Below are 14,532 nucleotides of genomic sequence, written 5' to 3' on the forward strand. Positions count from 1 at the left end.
ATCAGCCGGCGAGGGGAGGACACCGCGGCGATCAGCGTCGCCGTGGGACGAGGATGATGGTGGACCCGCCGAGCGAACCGTCGTCGGTCTGCTGCCCGACGTACGTGTTGCCGCGCTGCTGGAAGTAGATCCAGGAGAACGTTCCCTCGTAGCCGAGGACGATGCCGCCGTCGGGAGTGGGGATGACCGACCAGGCGCAGTCGGCGGTGTACTGCGTCGACAGGTTGCCGTTCGCGCACACCGTGACCGGCGTCTTCGTCGCCGGGAGGTTCCGGTAGGCGCCGCCGCTCTGGCTGATCATCGTGTACTTGCCGGGGCGGATCTGGGCGGCGGCGTCGGCCGTGCCGAACACGGCGGAACCGAGTGCCGCGGCGAGGGCCAGACCGGCCGCGATCGTCGTGCGCGTGACGTGCTGCATCTGACAAGTATCGGCCGATTTCCGTCGGAGGTGCGCGTTCTGGCAAAATGGAACCCCGGTTCGCCGGACCCGGTTACGCACCGACCGGCGGTCACACCGAATCAATCGCAAAACCGGGCTCGCGCGCACTTGTGCGGGTCGCTGAATTGCGCAGTGACCACTTGAAGGAAACATGGCTGTCAAGATCAAGCTTGCCCGTCTGGGCAAGATCCGCAACCCGCAGTACCGCATCGTCGTCGCCGACTCGCGCACCCGTCGCAACGGCCGCGTCATCGAGACCATCGGCAAGTACCGCCCCAAGGAAGAGCCCTCGTTCATCGAGGTCGACTCCGAGCGCGCGCAGTACTGGCTGAGCGTCGGCGCGCAGCCGACCGAGCCGGTCGCGGCCATCCTGAAGATCACCGGCGACTGGCAGAAGGCCAAGGGCCTCAAGGGCGGCGAGGGCACCCTCAAGGTCGCCGAGCCGAAGCCGAGCAAGCAGGACCTGTTCAACGCCGCGCTCGCCGCAGCCGACAACGAGCCCGCCGCCGAGGCCACCACGCCGAAGAAGAAGGCCGCCGCCAAGAAGGACGACGCCAAGGCCGACGACGCCAAGGCGGACAAGAAGGACGCCAAGGCCGACGCCGCCGAAAAGGCCGCCGACCTGCCCAAGGGCGCCCACGCTCCGCTCGAGGACGGCGGTCAGCCGGACGGCTTCCCGATCAAGGGCAACCTGCAGTCCAAGCTGTACCACCGCCCGGGCACCGCGTTCTTCGACAGCACCGTCGCCGAGATCTGGTTCGCCACCGACGCCGACGCCGAGGCCGCGGGCTACTCGCTGCCGCCGTCGCAGGAAGAGGGCGCCAAGGCTGACGAGGCGAAGGCTGACGAGGCCAAGGACGAGAAGGCCGAGGAGAAGCCGGCCAAGAAGGCTCCGGCCAAGAAGGCCGCCGCCAAGAAGGACGACAAGGCTGACGCCGACGGCGAGAAGGCCGACGACAAGTGAGTGCCGTCGTCGCCGACGCCGTCGAGCACCTGGTGCGCGGCATCGTCGCCAACCCCGATGACGTCCGCGTCGAGCTGCTCTCCGGCGGTCGCGGCGGGCGCCTGATCGAGGTGCACGTCAACCCCGAGGACCTCGGCAAGGTCATCGGCCGCAACGGCCGCACGGCGACCGCGCTGCGCACCCTGGTCTCCGGCATCGGCGGCCGCGGGCTGCGCGTCGACATCGTCGACACCGATCGCTGACGAGTAGCGGGCCGGTGGACCTCGTCGTCGGACGGGTGGTCAAGCCCCACGGAGTCCGTGGGGAGTTGGTCGTCGACGTCCGCACCGACGAGCCCGAATTGCGGTTCGCCCCCGGCACCCGGGTCCGCGGCCTGCTGTCGCGGGGCAAGGGCGCCAAGAACGCTGAGGAGCGTCGTTTCACCATCAACGCCGCCCGGAATCACTCCGGGCGGCTGTTGGTGTCTTTGGACGGTGTCGCCGATCGGGATGCCGCCGACGAGTTGCGCGGACTGCTGTTCGTCATCGATGCCGCCGACGTCGACTCCGGCGACGATCCCAACGAGTTCTACGACCACGAGCTGATCGGGCTGCCGGTCCGCACCGTCGAGGGCGCTGCTATCGGCGAGGTCCGCGATGTGATCCACCTGCCCGCCTCGGACCTGCTGGCGGTCACCGCGGCGGCCGACGGGCGCGAGATCCTCATTCCGTTCGTGGGCGAGATCGTTCCGACGGTCTCCCTCGACGACGGCATCGTCGTCGACCCACCCGACGGCCTGCTGGAGGAGTAGCGGTGCGCCTGTCCATCGTCACGATCTTCCCCGACTACGTCGCCGCGCTGCGCGGCGCGTTGCTCGGCAAGGCCATCGACCGGGGGATCGTCTCGCTCGACGTCCACGACCTGCGCGACTGGGCCCACGACGTCCACCGCAGCGTCGACGACTCGCCCTACGGCGGTGGGCCCGGCATGGTGATGAAACCCGAGGTGTGGGGCGAGGCCCTCGACGAGGTGTGCGGCACCGAGACCGACATGGAGAACGGGCCGATCCTCGTCGTCCCCACGCCGGCCGGTTTGCCGTTCACCCAGGAGACGGCGCAGCGCTGGAGCCGCGAGCAGCACCTCGTGTTTGCCTGCGGTCGCTACGAGGGCATCGACCAGCGCGTGGTCGACGATGCCGCACGGCGCATGCGCGTCGAAGAGGTGTCCATCGGCGACTTCGTGCTGATCGGGGGAGAGGTCGCCACGATGGCGATGATCGAGGCCACCACCCGGCTGATCGACGGGGTGCTCGGGAACCCGGTGTCCCACCAGGACGACTCCTTCTCCGACGGGCTGCTCGAGGGGCCCAGCTACACGCGGCCGGTGTCATGGCGCGGGCTCGACGTCCCCGACGTGCTGTTGTCGGGCGATCACGCCAAGGTCGCGGCCTGGCGGCGCGAGCAGTCGCTGCGGCGGACGGCCGAGCGTCGGCCCGATTTGCTGCCACCGGAGGCGGACTGACACAATAGAGCGGTTGCCGCGCGGCAGGTCACGGTCTTACCGGCCCCGCGTCGACAACGACAACTGCTCGGAGCATGAACCGGTTGAACCAACGCCCTGCGCGTCGGCCGCCAGGTTCCTCTACTCACGCACACGCCAGATTGGAACAACCCGCTATGAACACCCTGGACTCCCTCGACAAGCAGTCCCTCCGCGACGACCTGCCCGAATTCGGCCCCGGCGACACCCTCGACGTCCACGTCAAGGTCATCGAGGGCTCGAAGGAGCGCATCCAGGTGTTCAAGGGCGTCGTCATCCGACGCCAGGGCGGCGGCGTGCGTGAGACCTTCACCGTTCGCAAGGTGTCCTTCGGCGTCGGCGTCGAGCGCACCTTCCCGGTGCACAGCCCGAACATCGACAAGATCGACGTCGTCACCCGCGGTGACGTCCGTCGCGCCAAGCTCTACTACCTCCGTGATCTGCGTGGCAAGGCCGCGAAGATCAAGGAGAAGCGCTGATCGACTAGGCTCTGGAGTCGTGTCCGAGGTAACCGACGCTGACGGCGTCAACGACGAGAACGACTCCACCGACCGCCCCTGGAAGTCCAAGAAGGACAAATCCGACGAGGGTGGGCGCTCCTTTGTCACCGAGCTGGCGATCATCGTCGGCATCGTCCTGATCATCAGCTGGTTGGGTCAGACCTTCGTCTTCCGGCAGTACGTCGTGCCGTCGCAGTCGATGGAGAAGACGCTCATCGGCGGCGCCGGTCCGAACGGCGAAGCGCGCTCGAACGACCGGATCGTCATCGACAAGCTGGTCTACCGTTTCGGGGACCCGCGGCCCGGCGACGTGATCGTGTTCAAGGCCCCCAGCGATGACTGGGACGGCGGCGTGCCGCTGCGCGACGGCTCGACTTTCCGCGGCAAGGTCATGAACGTCCTGTCCTGGTTCGGCTACGCCCCGCCCAACGAGTACAGCCTCGTCAAGCGCGTCATCGCGACCGGCGGGCAGAGCGTCGAATGCCGAAACGAGGGTGACGGCGCCGGGTTCAAGGTCGACGGCAAGCCGCTCACCGAGCCGTACATCGACAAGGGCAGCCAGATCGACGACCGGCCCTGCTTCGGCGAGGACTTCGGCCCGGTGAAGGTGCCCGACGGCAACGTGTGGGTCATGGGCGACAACCGCTCGCAGTCGGCCGACTCGCGCTTCCACATGACCGACCAATTCCACGGCACCGTTCCGCGCGGCGATATCCGCGGCAAGGTGCGCTTCAAGATGTGGCCGATCAAGCGGATCGGCGGCGTCGGGTCGGTGAACCCGCAGAAGTAGCCCCACCGATGTCTGCCTCCCTGCGCTGGCCCCCGCGCCCGCCGGTCCGGCGGGCAGCGTCACTGCGCACCTACGAGTTCGCGCTGCACAACAGCGGCCTCGGCCCGGTGGCGGGCGTCGACGAGGCCGGTCGCGGTGCGTGCGCCGGGCCGCTCGTGGTCGCGGCGTGTGTACTCAAACCGAATCAGCTGCGGTCGTTGGCGGAGTTGAACGACTCGAAGAAGGTCGCCCCACCGCTGCGGCGGCGGCTCTACACCGCGATCCGCAAGTACGCCCAGGCGTACTCCGTGGTCGTGATCGAGGCCGCCGAGATCGATCGGATCGGGATCCACGTCGCCAACATCGAGGGGATGCGACGGGCCGTCGCCGCGCTGGATCCGTCGCCCGGTTATGTGCTGTCCGACGGGTTCGTCGTCCCCGGCCTGCCGGTGCCGTCGTTGCCGATCATCGCCGGCGACGCCAACGCCGCGTGCATCGCGGCGGCCAGCATCCTGGCGAAGGTGACCCGCGACGACATCATGGCGGGCCTCGACGAGGAACTGCCCGGCTACGAGTTCGCGGTGCACAAGGGGTACTCGACGAGCCTGCACATGTCGCGGATCGCCGAGCTCGGACCGTCGCCGCAACACCGCATGTCCTATCGCAACGTGGCGGCCCACGCGCCGGGAGATACCCTGAACCCATGAGTGCCGAAGATCTCGAGAAGTACGAAGCCGAGATGGAGCTGTCCCTGTACCGCGAGTACAAGGACATCGTCGGCCAGTTCACCTATGCGGTCGAGACCGACCGCCGCTTCTACCTCGCCAACAACGTCGAGCTCGCACCGCGCAACGCCGACGGCGAGGTCTACTTCGAACTGCGCCTCACCGACGCCTGGGTGTGGGACCTCTACCGTCCCGCCCGCTTCGTCAAGCAGGTCCGCGTCATCACCTTCAAGGACGTCAACGTCGAGGAACTCGAGCAGCCCGAGCTGCGCCTGCCCGAGTAGGCCGGGTGCAGCCATGACCATGACCACCGTCTACCTTTGCCGACACGGCGAGACGGCTCTCAATGCCGATGGCCGCTTGCGCGGGTTGGCTGATCCGGATCTCAACGAGACCGGGCTGGGGCAGGCCGTGGCACTGGGCAGGGCGTTGGCCGGCAGCGGAGCCGGGTTCGTCGTGTCGAGCCCGTTGGCACGCGCCAGGCAGACCGCCGCCGCGATCGCGGAGCCTCTGGGCGTGATCGCGGAAGTCGACGAGGGTTTCAACGACCGCGACTACGGCGAGTGGACCGGGCAGGTCAAGGCCGAGGTCGTCGCCCGGTTCGGATCCGTCGACGCGGCGCCGGGAGTGGAACCCACACCCGATGTCATCGCGCGGGCCCGCCCGACGCTGGAGCGGTGGGCCGACCGCGGCGAACAGGCGGACTGCGCGGTCGCCGTGGTCACCCACGACGCCGTGATCCGACCTCTCCTCGTCGACTTCGGGGTGGCCGAGGATCAGCTCGACGTGCGGACCGCCTCGTACCAGATCCTCGACCGCGTCGACGGCGAATGGACCGTGCGGGAGCTGGACATCCTCCCGGACGCACGGGACTGATCCACAGTTCGCCGTCGTCCACAGGGGGCGGCGACGAAGGGGCGTCGCCGGGCCGGAGCGTGGCCGTCCGCGCGCACGATGAGCGCATGGCGGACACACGACAACGGCTCGGAGCGCTCGGCGAGGACATCGCCGCCGACTATCTGCGGACTCTCGGCTGGCACGTCTGTGCGCGCAATTGGCGCACGCGGTACGGCGAGGTCGACATCATCGCGCGGGAGCCCACCACCGCCGCCGACAACCTGGTAATCGTCGAGGTGAAGACGCGGCGCGACGGCCGGATGTACGACGACCCGGTTGCCGCCGTGACGCCCGACAAGGTCGCGCGCATGTTCAACGTCGGGTGGATGTGGGTCGAGGAGCAGCGCGAGGCGGGGGATTTGCCGTACTTCGCCGCGCTGCGGTTGGACGTGATCGCCATCCGGCTGGACGGGCCAAACGGTGCTCCGGTCCTGCGGCACCACCGCGGACTGGGGGACTAGCCGTGGCTTTCGGTCGTGCCTACTCCGTCGGGCTCAACGCGTTCACCGCGCGGGTGGTCGAGGTCCAGGCCAACACCAGTCGGGGCAATCCGGGCTTCTCCATCACCGGCCTGGCCGACACGGCGCTGCACGAAGCCCGCGATCGTGTCCGGCCGGCGGTGGTCAACTCGGGCAAGAAGTTTCCCGACCTGAAGGTCGTCGTCGCGCTGGCGCCCGCGAATATGCCGAAGTCGGGGCCCGGCTACGACCTGGCCATGGCCGTCAGCATCGGCCTGGCGATGGGTGAACTGTCGCAGGTCCATATCGCCTCAACCGTGTTCCTCGGCGAGTTGGGCCTCGACGGGGCGCTGCGCCCGGTGCGCGGGGTGTTGCCCTGCCTCATCGCCGCGCGCCGGGCCGGCTTCGCGGGGGCGGTGGTGCCGATGGCCAATACCGCAGAGGCCGCACTGGTCTCCGACCTGGAGATCCACGGCGCCCACACCTTCGACGAGGTGTGCCGGTGGTTGAACGGCGAGCTGGCGCTGGACGTGGCGCCGCCACTCGTCGACGAGTCGCCCGCCCTCGTCCCCGACATGGCCGACGTCGTCGGGCAGGCGCAGGCGCGCAAGGCCCTCGAGATCGCCGCCGCGGGCATGCACCACGTGCTGATGACCGGTCCGCCGGGTATCGGCAAGACGATGTTGGCCAGGCGGCTGCCCGGGATCCTGCCGCCGCTCGGCGACGACGACGCGCTCGAGGTGACCGCCGTGCACTCGATCGCCGGCCTCCTGCCCAGCGGCCGACCGCTCATCGCCGAACCGCCGTTCATCGCACCGCACCACTCGGTGTCGGTGACCGCGCTCCTCGGTGGCGGCACCGGCATCGCCGGGCCGGGGGCGGTGTCGCTCGCGCATCGCGGGGTCCTGTTCCTCGACGAATGTGCGGAAATGGGCGCCAAGGCCCTCGATGCGCTGCGCCAACCGCTGGAGGAGGGCGAGGTCCGGGTGTCGCGGCGCGACGGCGTCGCCGTCTATCCGGCGCGGATCCAGCTCGTCCTCGCGGCCAACCCCTGCCCGTGCGCGCCGGCCCACGACGTCGACTGCGTCTGTTCGGCCATCGCGCGCCGCCGCTACCTGGGCAAACTGTCCGGGCCGCTGATGGACCGCATCGACATCAGGGTGCGCATGAACCCGCCGGGCAACACGGCGCTGCTCACCGAATCGGGCGAGCCGAGCGAGACGGTGCGGGCCCGCGTCGAGACGGCGCGCCGTGCCGCGGCTCAACGGTGGGCCGCACACGGTTGGCGGACGAACGCCGAGGTGCCCGGCGTCGCACTGCGCGGGGAGTATCGGCTGGCGCCGGCGGCGATGCGGCCGGTCGAGCTGTTCCTGCGCGATGGACGCGTGACCGCGCGCGGTGCGGACCGTGCGCTGCGACTGGCCTGGACCATGGGCGACCTGCGCGGCGCGGACTGGCCGGGCGAGGACGACGTCGCCCAGGCGCTGCTGTACCGGGATCGGGGCGGACTCGCGTGAGCGGGTCGGACGAGGTGACCCGGCGGGCCTGGGCCTACCTGTCCCGCGTCGCCGAACCGCCGCACACGGCGCTGCGCGAATTCGTCGAGGCGGAAGGTCCGGTCGATGCGGCCGCCGCCATCAGATCGCGAAACGTGCCCGCGGGGTACGCCGGGCTGTCGAGTGCGACGCAGGCGCGGGCACGCGTCGACCGCGGTGCCGAGGACCTCGAGGCGGCGGCCGCCATTGGTGCGCGCCTGGTCACGCCCGACGACGACGACGAGTGGCCCGGGTGGCAACTGTGGGGACTGCGCGCCGCCGACACCGTCGAGCGGGGCGGGCCGCCGCTGGCGCTGTGGGTGCGGGGCACCAGGTGCCTCGCCGACGAGGTACGGGCCGGTATCGGTGTGGTCGGCGCGCGCGGGTCGACCTCGTACGGCGAGCATGTGACCGGGCAGCTCGTCGGTGGCGTCGTCGAGCACGGGTGGTCGGTGATCTCTGGCGGCGCTTTCGGCATCGACGGGACCGCGCATCGGGCGGCGCTCGGCTCCGGTGGCAGCACCATCGCGGTGATGGCATGCGGCATCGACGTTGACTATCCGGCGTCGCACACGGCGCTGTTCACCGCCATCGCGCGCGACGGTCTGATCGTGACCGAGTACCCGCCCGGCACGACGGCGGCTCGGCACCGCTTCCTCACCCGCAACCGCCTCGTCGCGGCGCTGGCGACAGCGGTGGTCGTCGTCGAGGCCGGTCGGCGCAGCGGGGCGGCGAACACGGCCGCCTGGGCCCGCAAACTCGGGCGACCACTCGGAGCGGTACCCGGGCCCGTCACGTCGGCGATGTCGGTGGGATGCAACCGGATGATCGCCGACGAGCAAGCCGCACTCATCACCGATGCGGCCTCGCTGATCTCGCTGGCCGCGCCCGATGGGGCCGGTGGCCCGAACGGCGGACCGGTGCGGAAGGTTGATGCGCTCTCCGGCGATCGTTCGCGCGTCTACGAAGCGATTCCCGGCAGCGGTGCGCTCGCCGTCGAGGAGTTGGTCCTGCGCGCCGGGATCGACAGCGGCCGGGTGCTGGCCGCGCTGGCGATGTTGGAGGTCGACGGCTTCATCGTGGCGGCGGGCGAGGGGTGGTCGTTGAACCGTGGTTGACTCCGATCGTCGGACGCTGCCTATACCAAATCCTGGTAACTTGGCTTACATGGCCCAGAACACGTCGATCAGCCTGGACGACCACTTCGCCGAGTTCCTCGCGCAACAAGTGGCGTCGGGGCGTTACCGGTCCGCCAGCGAGGTCGTGCGTGCCGGTCTGCGATTGCTGGAGGACCGGGAAACACAGATGTCCGCGCTCCGGCAGGCCCTCGTCGATGGAGAGGCGAGCGGCGCGGCAGAAGACTTCGACTTCGATGCGTTCATCGCGGACAAGAAGAAGGCGTGACGAGTTATCGGCTCACGCCGGCAGCTCAGGATGACCTGTCCTCGATCTGGGACTACACCAGGGACCACTGGGATGTTCATCAAGCCGAGGTCTACGTTTCGGAGATTCGCGCGGCCGTGGAGCGCATCGCCGAGGACCCCGAGCGCGGGCGTACGTGTGACACCGTTCGCCAGGGCTATCGGCGCTACGCCGTCGGCAGCCATCTCATCTACTACGTCGCGCGAGTCGTCGGCATTGACGTCATCCGCATCCTGCACCAGCGCATGGATCCGACGAGGCACCTGTGAGATCAGCGCTCGCGCATCGCGATGGTCTTAGGTCCGTCGTCGGTCCCGAAGTACCACGCGGTGCCCCTTCGGCGGCGGTGGCAGGGTGCCGTGGGCCAAGTCGACCAGAGCCTCACCCAGCAGCGCGATCGGCTCGGTGGCCACGGTCTCCTGCTTCCGCTGGTGGTACCGACTGGCCGACGTCGTCGCGTCGCCGAACACCAGGCGTTTCGCGAGCAGGGCGGTGTCCAGCTCGTCCTGTTCCCGCAACGACGCGACCGAGTCGAGCGCGAGGGTGGTGAACGTCTCGAGCCGATCGTCGACCCATTCCTCGGGAAGGTCGAACACGCTGGTTCCACCCACGATTGCGGTGACCTGCCACGAGTGCAAGCGCTCGGCCCACCACGGATCGTCCTCGAGACGGCGCTCCTGCGCTCCGTCGAGGAAGCCGAACAGCCACACCGCCAGCGCCGCGTCGAGCGCCCAGAACAGGGACTCTCCGCGGAACACCGGGACGGTTCGACTCATGGTGACAGTGTTGCCGGATCAGCGACGATCCGCACGCGGGTTTCGGTCACCACACCGGCCGCCGCCGAGTTAGGCAATCCTGCGTAGGCTGGTGCCGTCAACCTTTGGGAGGGTGCATGGCCAAGCGGCTGAACACGATGCAGGTACTGCGGACCGAGCGGCTCAGCCCGCACTTCGTGCGGGTGTACCTCGGTGGCGACGGATTCGACGACTTCGCCCCGGTACGCGGCCGCGATGACGTGACTGCCGACTGGGACACCGACATGTACGTCAAGATCGTGTTCATGCCGGACGGCTCGGCGGTGCCCGACGGACTCGATCCCGCGGAGCTGCGCGGCGGCACCGGTCAACCGGGGAAACCGGTCCTGCGCACCTATACGGTCCGCAACTACGACCCCGTCGCCAAGGAACTCGCCATCGACTTCGTCGTGCACGGCGATGAGGGCCTGGCGGGCCCGTGGGCCCTGCGCGCACAGGCGGGGGAGACCGTGCGGTTCGTCGGACCCGGCAGCGGCTACCGGCCGGACCCCGACGCGCCGTGGCACCTGTTCGCGTGCGACGAGGCCGGTCTGCCCGCCGTCGCCGCGGCCATCGAAGCACTGCCCGCCGACGCGCGCGGGCAGGCCTTCATCGAAGTCGCCGATGCCGCCGACGAGCTGCCGATCACGGCGCCGAGCGGTGTCGAGGTCACCTGGATCCATCGCGGCGGCGGTGCAGGCGAGGTGGGCGACGACGTCGCCGGCGACAACGCGCCGCTGATCGCCGCCGTGCGCAACGCGCCGTGGTGGGACGGCGAGCCGCAAGTCTTCATCCACGGCGAGGCGCAGGCCGTCATGCACAACCTGCGGGGCTACATCCGGAAGGAGCGCGGCGTCGGCGCCAAGAACGCGTCGATCTCCGGGTACTGGCGGCGCGGCCGCACGGAGGAGGGCTTCCGCCAGTGGAAGGCCGACCTCCGCAAGGCCGAGGAATCGGCTCAGGCCTAGCCGTCGGCACACATAGCGAACACATAGCCTGCGCTGGGCTGGCACCCATCGGGCCCTCCTAACTTCGTGTGTATCGGGTTGATCGACCCGGTGAACACAGAGTCAAAGGAGTCTCCAATGTCGAAGCCGAAGAAGGCCAAGCACAAGTCCTCGCTCGTCCTGCCGTTCCAGGCAAAGCGGAAGTTCTCGCTGAAGAAGAAGTCCAAGTAACCCTTCCCCCTCTGGGTACTTGTTCCAGGCGCCCCCGGCCGAATGGCCGGGGGCGCCTTGCCGTGTGCGCCCGTCAGGCGCTGGGGAGGTGGATGCGGAACACGGTGTGGCCGGGGCGGCTGCGCAGGTCGATGGATCCGCGGTGGGCCTTGACGACGGCGTCGACGATGGAGAGCCCCAGGCCCGTCCCACCGCCGCTGCGCGCGCGTGAATCCCCGCGCGCGAACCGGGTGAAGACCTCGTTCTGCAGCGCCGGGTCGATACCGGGGCCGTTGTCGGCGACGCTGATGACGGTCTCGCCGTCACCGGGAGAGAGCCCGACGGTCACCAGGGTGCCGTCGGGCGTGTGGACGCGGGCATTGGCAAGCAGATTGACGACCACCTGGTGCAGGCGGGCGGCGTCGCCGGTGACGACGACGGGTTCGCCCGGCAGGTCGAGCTGCCAGCAATGATCCGGCCCGGCGGCGTGGGCGTCACTCACCGCGTCGACGGCCAGCTGGGACATGTCGACCGGTTCCCGCTCGAGCGGTCGCCCGGAATCGAGGCGGGCCAGGAGCAGCAGGTCTTCGACCAGGCGCGTCATCCGCTCGGCCTCCGACTCCACCCGGCCAATCGCATACGCGACCTCGTCGGGCACGTCGGTGCGGTGCCGGTGCGCCAGCTCGGCGTATCCGCGGATCGCCGCCAACGGCGTGCGCAGCTCGTGGCTGGCGTCGGCGACGAACTGTCGCACCCGGGTCTCGCTCGCATGACGCGTCGAGAGCGCCGCACCCATGTGGTCGAGCATCCGATTGAGCGCCGAGTTCATCTGGCCGACCTCGGTGGCCGGGTCGGTGTCGGCCGCGGGGACACGGACCGGCAGCTCGACCTCGCCGCGGTGCAGGGGAAGATCTGCCACCTCGCGGGCGGTGGCGGCGACGCGGGTCAGCGGGGCCAGGGCCCGTCGGGTCACCGCGATGCCGACGGTGGTCGCGGCGGCCAGCGCCGCGGCGGTCACCGCGACCATGATCACGAGCATTCGCCACAAGGTGTGGTTCACCCCGGCCATCGGCAGGCCGACCACGACGGTCGCGCCGTCGCTGTTTCGCGCCGCGGCGAGGCGGTAGTCGCCCTTGCCGTCGATGACCGCGGTCGACGGCGGGCGTCTCGGCGCGATGGCGGCGAGCTGTTTCGTCGCCGCGGCGGTCAACTTCTCGCGCGAGCCGTCGCTGGCCAGCGTGCCGGTACTTGACCGTCCCTCGTCGCGCACGACGGCGGCGACGATGCCGGTGGGCTGACCGGGGGCGTCGAGGAACACCGGGCCGGGGCCGGGCTTCGGGGCGTTGGGCCGACCGCTCTCGGACACCTGCACCGAGCGGTCCACCGCGTCCTGCAGATCGTTGTCGAGTTGGGCGACGAGGGAGTGGCGCAGGGCGATCTCCGTCGTCGACCCGATGCCGATGCACACGAGGGCCAGCACGAGGAGTTGCCCGACGACCAGTCGCGTCCGCAACGACCAGGCGCCCGGGGTGAACACAGCGCTACGTCGCCGGCTTGAGGACATAGCCCGAGCCGCGCAGGGTATGGATCATCGGTTCGCGCCCGGAGTCGATCTTCTTGCGCAGGTAGGAGATGTAGAGCTCGACGATGTTGGACCGTCCGCCGAAGTCGTACTGCCACACGCAGTCGAGGATCTGCCCCTTCGACAGCACCCGCTTGGGGTTGCGCATCAGGTAGCGCAGCAACTCGAACTCGGTGGAGGTCAGGGTGATGGGCTGGCCGTCGCGCGTCACCTCGTGGCTGTCCTCGTCGAGGACCAGGTCGCCGACGGTGATCTGGGTGGATCCGTCGGCGGCGGTGATGCCGGCGCGGCGGAGCAGGGACCGCAGGCGCAGGACCACCTCCTCGATGCTGAACGGCTTGGTCACGTAGTCGTCGCCGCCGGCGGCGAGCCCGGCGATCCGGTCCTCGGTGGAATCCTTGGCGGTCAACATCAGCACCGGCAGGTGCGGGTTCAACCGGCGCAGGCGCTCGAGGACCTCGAGGCCGTCCATGTCCGGCAGCATCAGATCGAGCATCACCGCGTCGGGGCACACGTCCCGGGCGCTCGTGATCGCCGACGATCCGTCGCCCGCCGTGGCGACGGTCCACCCCTCGTAGCGCAGGGCCATGGCGACCATGTCGGCCAGGACGGCTTCGTCGTCGACGACGAGAACGCGGACCGGGGAACCGTCGGGGCGGGTCATGGACTCGCGACTGGGTGCTGACGTCACCCGGCTGAGTATCGACCTCGCGGGTAGGGCGGACCTGCGCTGAACATAGGTGTCACCTGTGGGTTTGGTAAACCGTGTGCAAAGGCGGGAGTTGCGTAACGGTCTGATCGCAACCGGGCGCGCCGGATTGCGATGCGCCGGCCGGCCGCGTGGACTGGTCGGTATGAGTGAGGGCGTTGTCGACGATTTCGCGGCACACCTGCGCTTGGAGAAGGGGCGCAGCGAGCACACCGTGCGGGCCTACACCGGCGACGTGCGCGGTCTGATCACCTTTGCCGGTGCGCGGGGCGTCGCGGTGCGCGACATCGATCTGCCGCTGCTGCGGGCCTGGCTCGCCGAGCAGACCCGTCGCGGCATCGCGCGAACGACGATCGCGCGGCAGGTGTCCAGCGCGAAAACCTTCGGCGCGTGGGCCACCCGCGAAGGCATCCTCCGCGCCGACCCGACCGTCCGCCTGCAGGCGCCCAAGGCGCACCGGGTGCTGCCGCACGTCTTGTCGCCCGACCAGGCCGAGGCCGTCACCGCCGTTCCGATCGCGGGTGGTGATCAGCCGATGGCCGGGGAGCCGTCGCCCATGCAGTTGCGCGACCGGGTGATCCTCGAGCTGCTCTACGCCAGTGGGATCCGCGTCGGGGAATTGTGCGGCCTCGATCTGGCCGACGTCGACGATGCGCGCCAAGTCATCCGCGTCATCGGCAAGGGCAACAAGCAGCGCACCGTCCCGTTCGGACGGCCGGCGGCACAGGCCCTGTCGGAGTGGCTGCGCCGCGGTCGTCCCGAGGTTGCGAACTCCGCGTCGGGGTCGGCGCTGCTCCTCGGCGCCCGCGGCGGCCGCCTGGACCAGCGGATGGCGCGAAGCGTCGTGACCAAGGCCGTCGAAGCCGCCGGTGGTCCGGCGATGGGGCCGCACGGCCTGCGGCACAGTGCTGCTACCCACCTCCTCGAAGGGGGAGCGGACCTGCGCGTCGTGCAAGAACTACTCGGTCACTCGTCCCTCGCGACGACCCAGCTCTACACGCATGTCAGCGTGGAGCGCCTCCGCGCGGTGCACGCCCAGGCACACCCGCGGGCCTAACCGGTA

Annotated in this window: 19 protein-coding genes and 1 pseudogene; 16 read left to right on the forward strand and 4 right to left on the reverse strand. The window is 69.7% G+C overall.

Annotation, left to right across the window (positions count from 1 at the left end; all coding sequences use genetic code 11):
• Positions 1-31 precede the first annotated feature (31 nt).
• The gene (locus tag QM728_RS05970; RefSeq protein ID WP_415031124.1) at positions 32-418 is read right to left on the reverse strand and encodes a hypothetical protein; all 387 of its coding nucleotides are present in this window, start codon (positions 416-418) and stop codon (positions 32-34) included.
• 172 nt (positions 419-590) lie between these two features.
• Between QM728_RS05970 and rpsP the strand changes: the two are divergent.
• The 14 genes and pseudogenes from rpsP to QM728_RS06040 all read left to right on the forward strand — a co-directional run.
• Positions 591-1,052: pseudogene (rpsP, locus tag QM728_RS05975) on the forward strand (30S ribosomal protein S16); the annotation flags it as partial.
• Positions 1,053-1,399: 347 nt separating this feature from the next.
• Entirely contained in the window at positions 1,400-1,645 is a 246-nt protein-coding gene (locus QM728_RS05980) for an RNA-binding protein (protein WP_124247423.1), read from the forward strand.
• A 14-nt stretch (positions 1,646-1,659) separates the two neighbouring features.
• Positions 1,660-2,193 (forward strand): ribosome maturation factor RimM, encoded by a 534-nt coding sequence (gene rimM / locus QM728_RS05985; protein WP_415031125.1) that lies wholly within the window; start codon positions 1,660-1,662, stop codon positions 2,191-2,193.
• Between the two features lie 2 nt (positions 2,194-2,195).
• Entirely contained in the window at positions 2,196-2,903 is a 708-nt protein-coding gene (gene trmD / locus QM728_RS05990; RefSeq protein WP_415031126.1) for a tRNA (guanosine(37)-N1)-methyltransferase TrmD, read from the forward strand.
• A 155-nt stretch (positions 2,904-3,058) separates the two neighbouring features.
• On the forward strand, positions 3,059-3,400 hold the full coding sequence (rplS, locus tag QM728_RS05995) for a 50S ribosomal protein L19 (RefSeq protein WP_415031127.1): 342 nt from the start codon (positions 3,059-3,061) through the stop codon (positions 3,398-3,400).
• A 19-nt stretch (positions 3,401-3,419) separates the two neighbouring features.
• The gene (gene lepB / locus QM728_RS06000; RefSeq protein ID WP_415031128.1) at positions 3,420-4,211 is read left to right on the forward strand and encodes a signal peptidase I; all 792 of its coding nucleotides are present in this window, start codon (positions 3,420-3,422) and stop codon (positions 4,209-4,211) included.
• Between the two features lie 8 nt (positions 4,212-4,219).
• A complete protein-coding gene (locus QM728_RS06005; RefSeq protein WP_415031129.1) occupies positions 4,220-4,897 on the forward strand; it encodes a ribonuclease HII in 678 nt (225 codons plus the stop codon).
• Complete coding sequence (locus tag QM728_RS06010; RefSeq protein ID WP_415031130.1) at positions 4,894-5,199, forward strand: DUF2469 domain-containing protein; 306 nt, start codon at positions 4,894-4,896, stop codon at positions 5,197-5,199. The genes QM728_RS06005 and QM728_RS06010 overlap by 4 nt, the downstream gene beginning before the upstream one ends.
• A 13-nt stretch (positions 5,200-5,212) precedes the next feature.
• Positions 5,213-5,791 (forward strand): histidine phosphatase family protein, encoded by a 579-nt coding sequence (locus tag QM728_RS06015; protein WP_415031131.1) that lies wholly within the window; start codon positions 5,213-5,215, stop codon positions 5,789-5,791.
• 86 nt (positions 5,792-5,877) lie between these two features.
• The gene (locus tag QM728_RS06020) at positions 5,878-6,273 is read left to right on the forward strand and encodes a YraN family protein (protein WP_415031132.1); all 396 of its coding nucleotides are present in this window, start codon (positions 5,878-5,880) and stop codon (positions 6,271-6,273) included.
• A gap of 2 nt (positions 6,274-6,275) precedes the next feature.
• Positions 6,276-7,787, forward strand: a complete 1,512-nt coding sequence (locus QM728_RS06025) for a YifB family Mg chelatase-like AAA ATPase (protein ID WP_415031133.1) — start codon at positions 6,276-6,278, stop codon at positions 7,785-7,787.
• Positions 7,784-8,923 (forward strand): DNA-processing protein DprA, encoded by a 1,140-nt coding sequence (gene dprA / locus QM728_RS06030; RefSeq protein WP_415031134.1) that lies wholly within the window; start codon positions 7,784-7,786, stop codon positions 8,921-8,923. Before QM728_RS06025 ends, dprA begins: the two co-directional genes overlap by 4 nt.
• A gap of 49 nt (positions 8,924-8,972) precedes the next feature.
• Positions 8,973-9,209, forward strand: a complete 237-nt coding sequence (locus QM728_RS06035; RefSeq protein ID WP_415031135.1) for a type II toxin-antitoxin system ParD family antitoxin — start codon at positions 8,973-8,975, stop codon at positions 9,207-9,209.
• The gene (locus QM728_RS06040; protein WP_415031136.1) at positions 9,206-9,496 is read left to right on the forward strand and encodes a type II toxin-antitoxin system RelE/ParE family toxin; all 291 of its coding nucleotides are present in this window, start codon (positions 9,206-9,208) and stop codon (positions 9,494-9,496) included. Before QM728_RS06035 ends, QM728_RS06040 begins: the two co-directional genes overlap by 4 nt.
• A gap of 27 nt (positions 9,497-9,523) precedes the next feature.
• Here QM728_RS06040 and QM728_RS06045 read toward each other — a convergent pair whose 3' ends face one another.
• The gene (locus tag QM728_RS06045) at positions 9,524-10,003 is read right to left on the reverse strand and encodes a hypothetical protein (protein WP_415031137.1); all 480 of its coding nucleotides are present in this window, start codon (positions 10,001-10,003) and stop codon (positions 9,524-9,526) included.
• Between the two features lie 116 nt (positions 10,004-10,119).
• On the opposite strand from QM728_RS06045, the gene QM728_RS06050 reads away from it, so the two are divergent.
• Positions 10,120-10,989: a siderophore-interacting protein gene (locus QM728_RS06050; protein ID WP_415031138.1), complete on the forward strand. Its 870-nt coding sequence runs from the start codon at positions 10,120-10,122 to the stop codon at positions 10,987-10,989.
• A 283-nt stretch (positions 10,990-11,272) separates the two neighbouring features.
• On the opposite strand, the gene QM728_RS06055 is transcribed toward QM728_RS06050, so the two are convergent.
• Entirely contained in the window at positions 11,273-12,742 is a 1,470-nt protein-coding gene (locus QM728_RS06055; RefSeq protein WP_415031139.1) for a sensor histidine kinase, read from the reverse strand.
• Positions 12,720-13,424, reverse strand: coding sequence for a response regulator transcription factor (locus QM728_RS06060; protein WP_415032841.1), 705 nt, complete (start codon positions 13,422-13,424; stop codon positions 12,720-12,722). The genes QM728_RS06055 and QM728_RS06060 overlap by 23 nt, the downstream gene beginning before the upstream one ends.
• Positions 13,425-13,614: 190 nt before the next feature.
• On the opposite strand from QM728_RS06060, the gene QM728_RS06065 reads away from it, so the two are divergent.
• Positions 13,615-14,526: a tyrosine recombinase XerC gene (locus QM728_RS06065; RefSeq protein WP_415031140.1), complete on the forward strand. Its 912-nt coding sequence runs from the start codon at positions 13,615-13,617 to the stop codon at positions 14,524-14,526.
• The last annotated feature ends 6 nt before the right edge of the window (positions 14,527-14,532 follow it).

Origin of the sequence: Gordonia sp. (in: high G+C Gram-positive bacteria), assembly GCF_047602025.1 — a bacterium.
Taxonomy (GTDB): domain Bacteria; phylum Actinomycetota; class Actinomycetes; order Mycobacteriales; family Mycobacteriaceae; genus Gordonia.

Coding starts and splice junctions, on each gene's coding strand:
- QM728_RS05970 (WP_415031124.1), bottom strand. CDS start 418: ATGCAGCACGTCACGCGCACGACGATCGCGGCCGGTCTGGCCCTCGCC.
- rplS (WP_415031127.1), top strand. CDS start 3,059: ATGAACACCCTGGACTCCCTCGACAAGCAGTCCCTCCGCGACGACCTG.
- QM728_RS06005 (WP_415031129.1), top strand. CDS start 4,220: ATGTCTGCCTCCCTGCGCTGGCCCCCGCGCCCGCCGGTCCGGCGGGCA.
- QM728_RS06010 (WP_415031130.1), top strand. CDS start 4,894: ATGAGTGCCGAAGATCTCGAGAAGTACGAAGCCGAGATGGAGCTGTCC.
- QM728_RS06015 (WP_415031131.1), top strand. CDS start 5,213: ATGACCATGACCACCGTCTACCTTTGCCGACACGGCGAGACGGCTCTC.
- QM728_RS06020 (WP_415031132.1), top strand. CDS start 5,878: ATGGCGGACACACGACAACGGCTCGGAGCGCTCGGCGAGGACATCGCC.
- QM728_RS06035 (WP_415031135.1), top strand. CDS start 8,973: ATGGCCCAGAACACGTCGATCAGCCTGGACGACCACTTCGCCGAGTTC.
- QM728_RS06045 (WP_415031137.1), bottom strand. CDS start 10,003: ATGAGTCGAACCGTCCCGGTGTTCCGCGGAGAGTCCCTGTTCTGGGCG.
- QM728_RS06050 (WP_415031138.1), top strand. CDS start 10,120: ATGGCCAAGCGGCTGAACACGATGCAGGTACTGCGGACCGAGCGGCTC.
- QM728_RS06055 (WP_415031139.1), bottom strand. CDS start 12,742: ATGTCCTCAAGCCGGCGACGTAGCGCTGTGTTCACCCCGGGCGCCTGG.
- QM728_RS06060 (WP_415032841.1), bottom strand. CDS start 13,424: ATGACCCGCCCCGACGGTTCCCCGGTCCGCGTTCTCGTCGTCGACGAC.
- QM728_RS06065 (WP_415031140.1), top strand. CDS start 13,615: ATGAGTGAGGGCGTTGTCGACGATTTCGCGGCACACCTGCGCTTGGAG.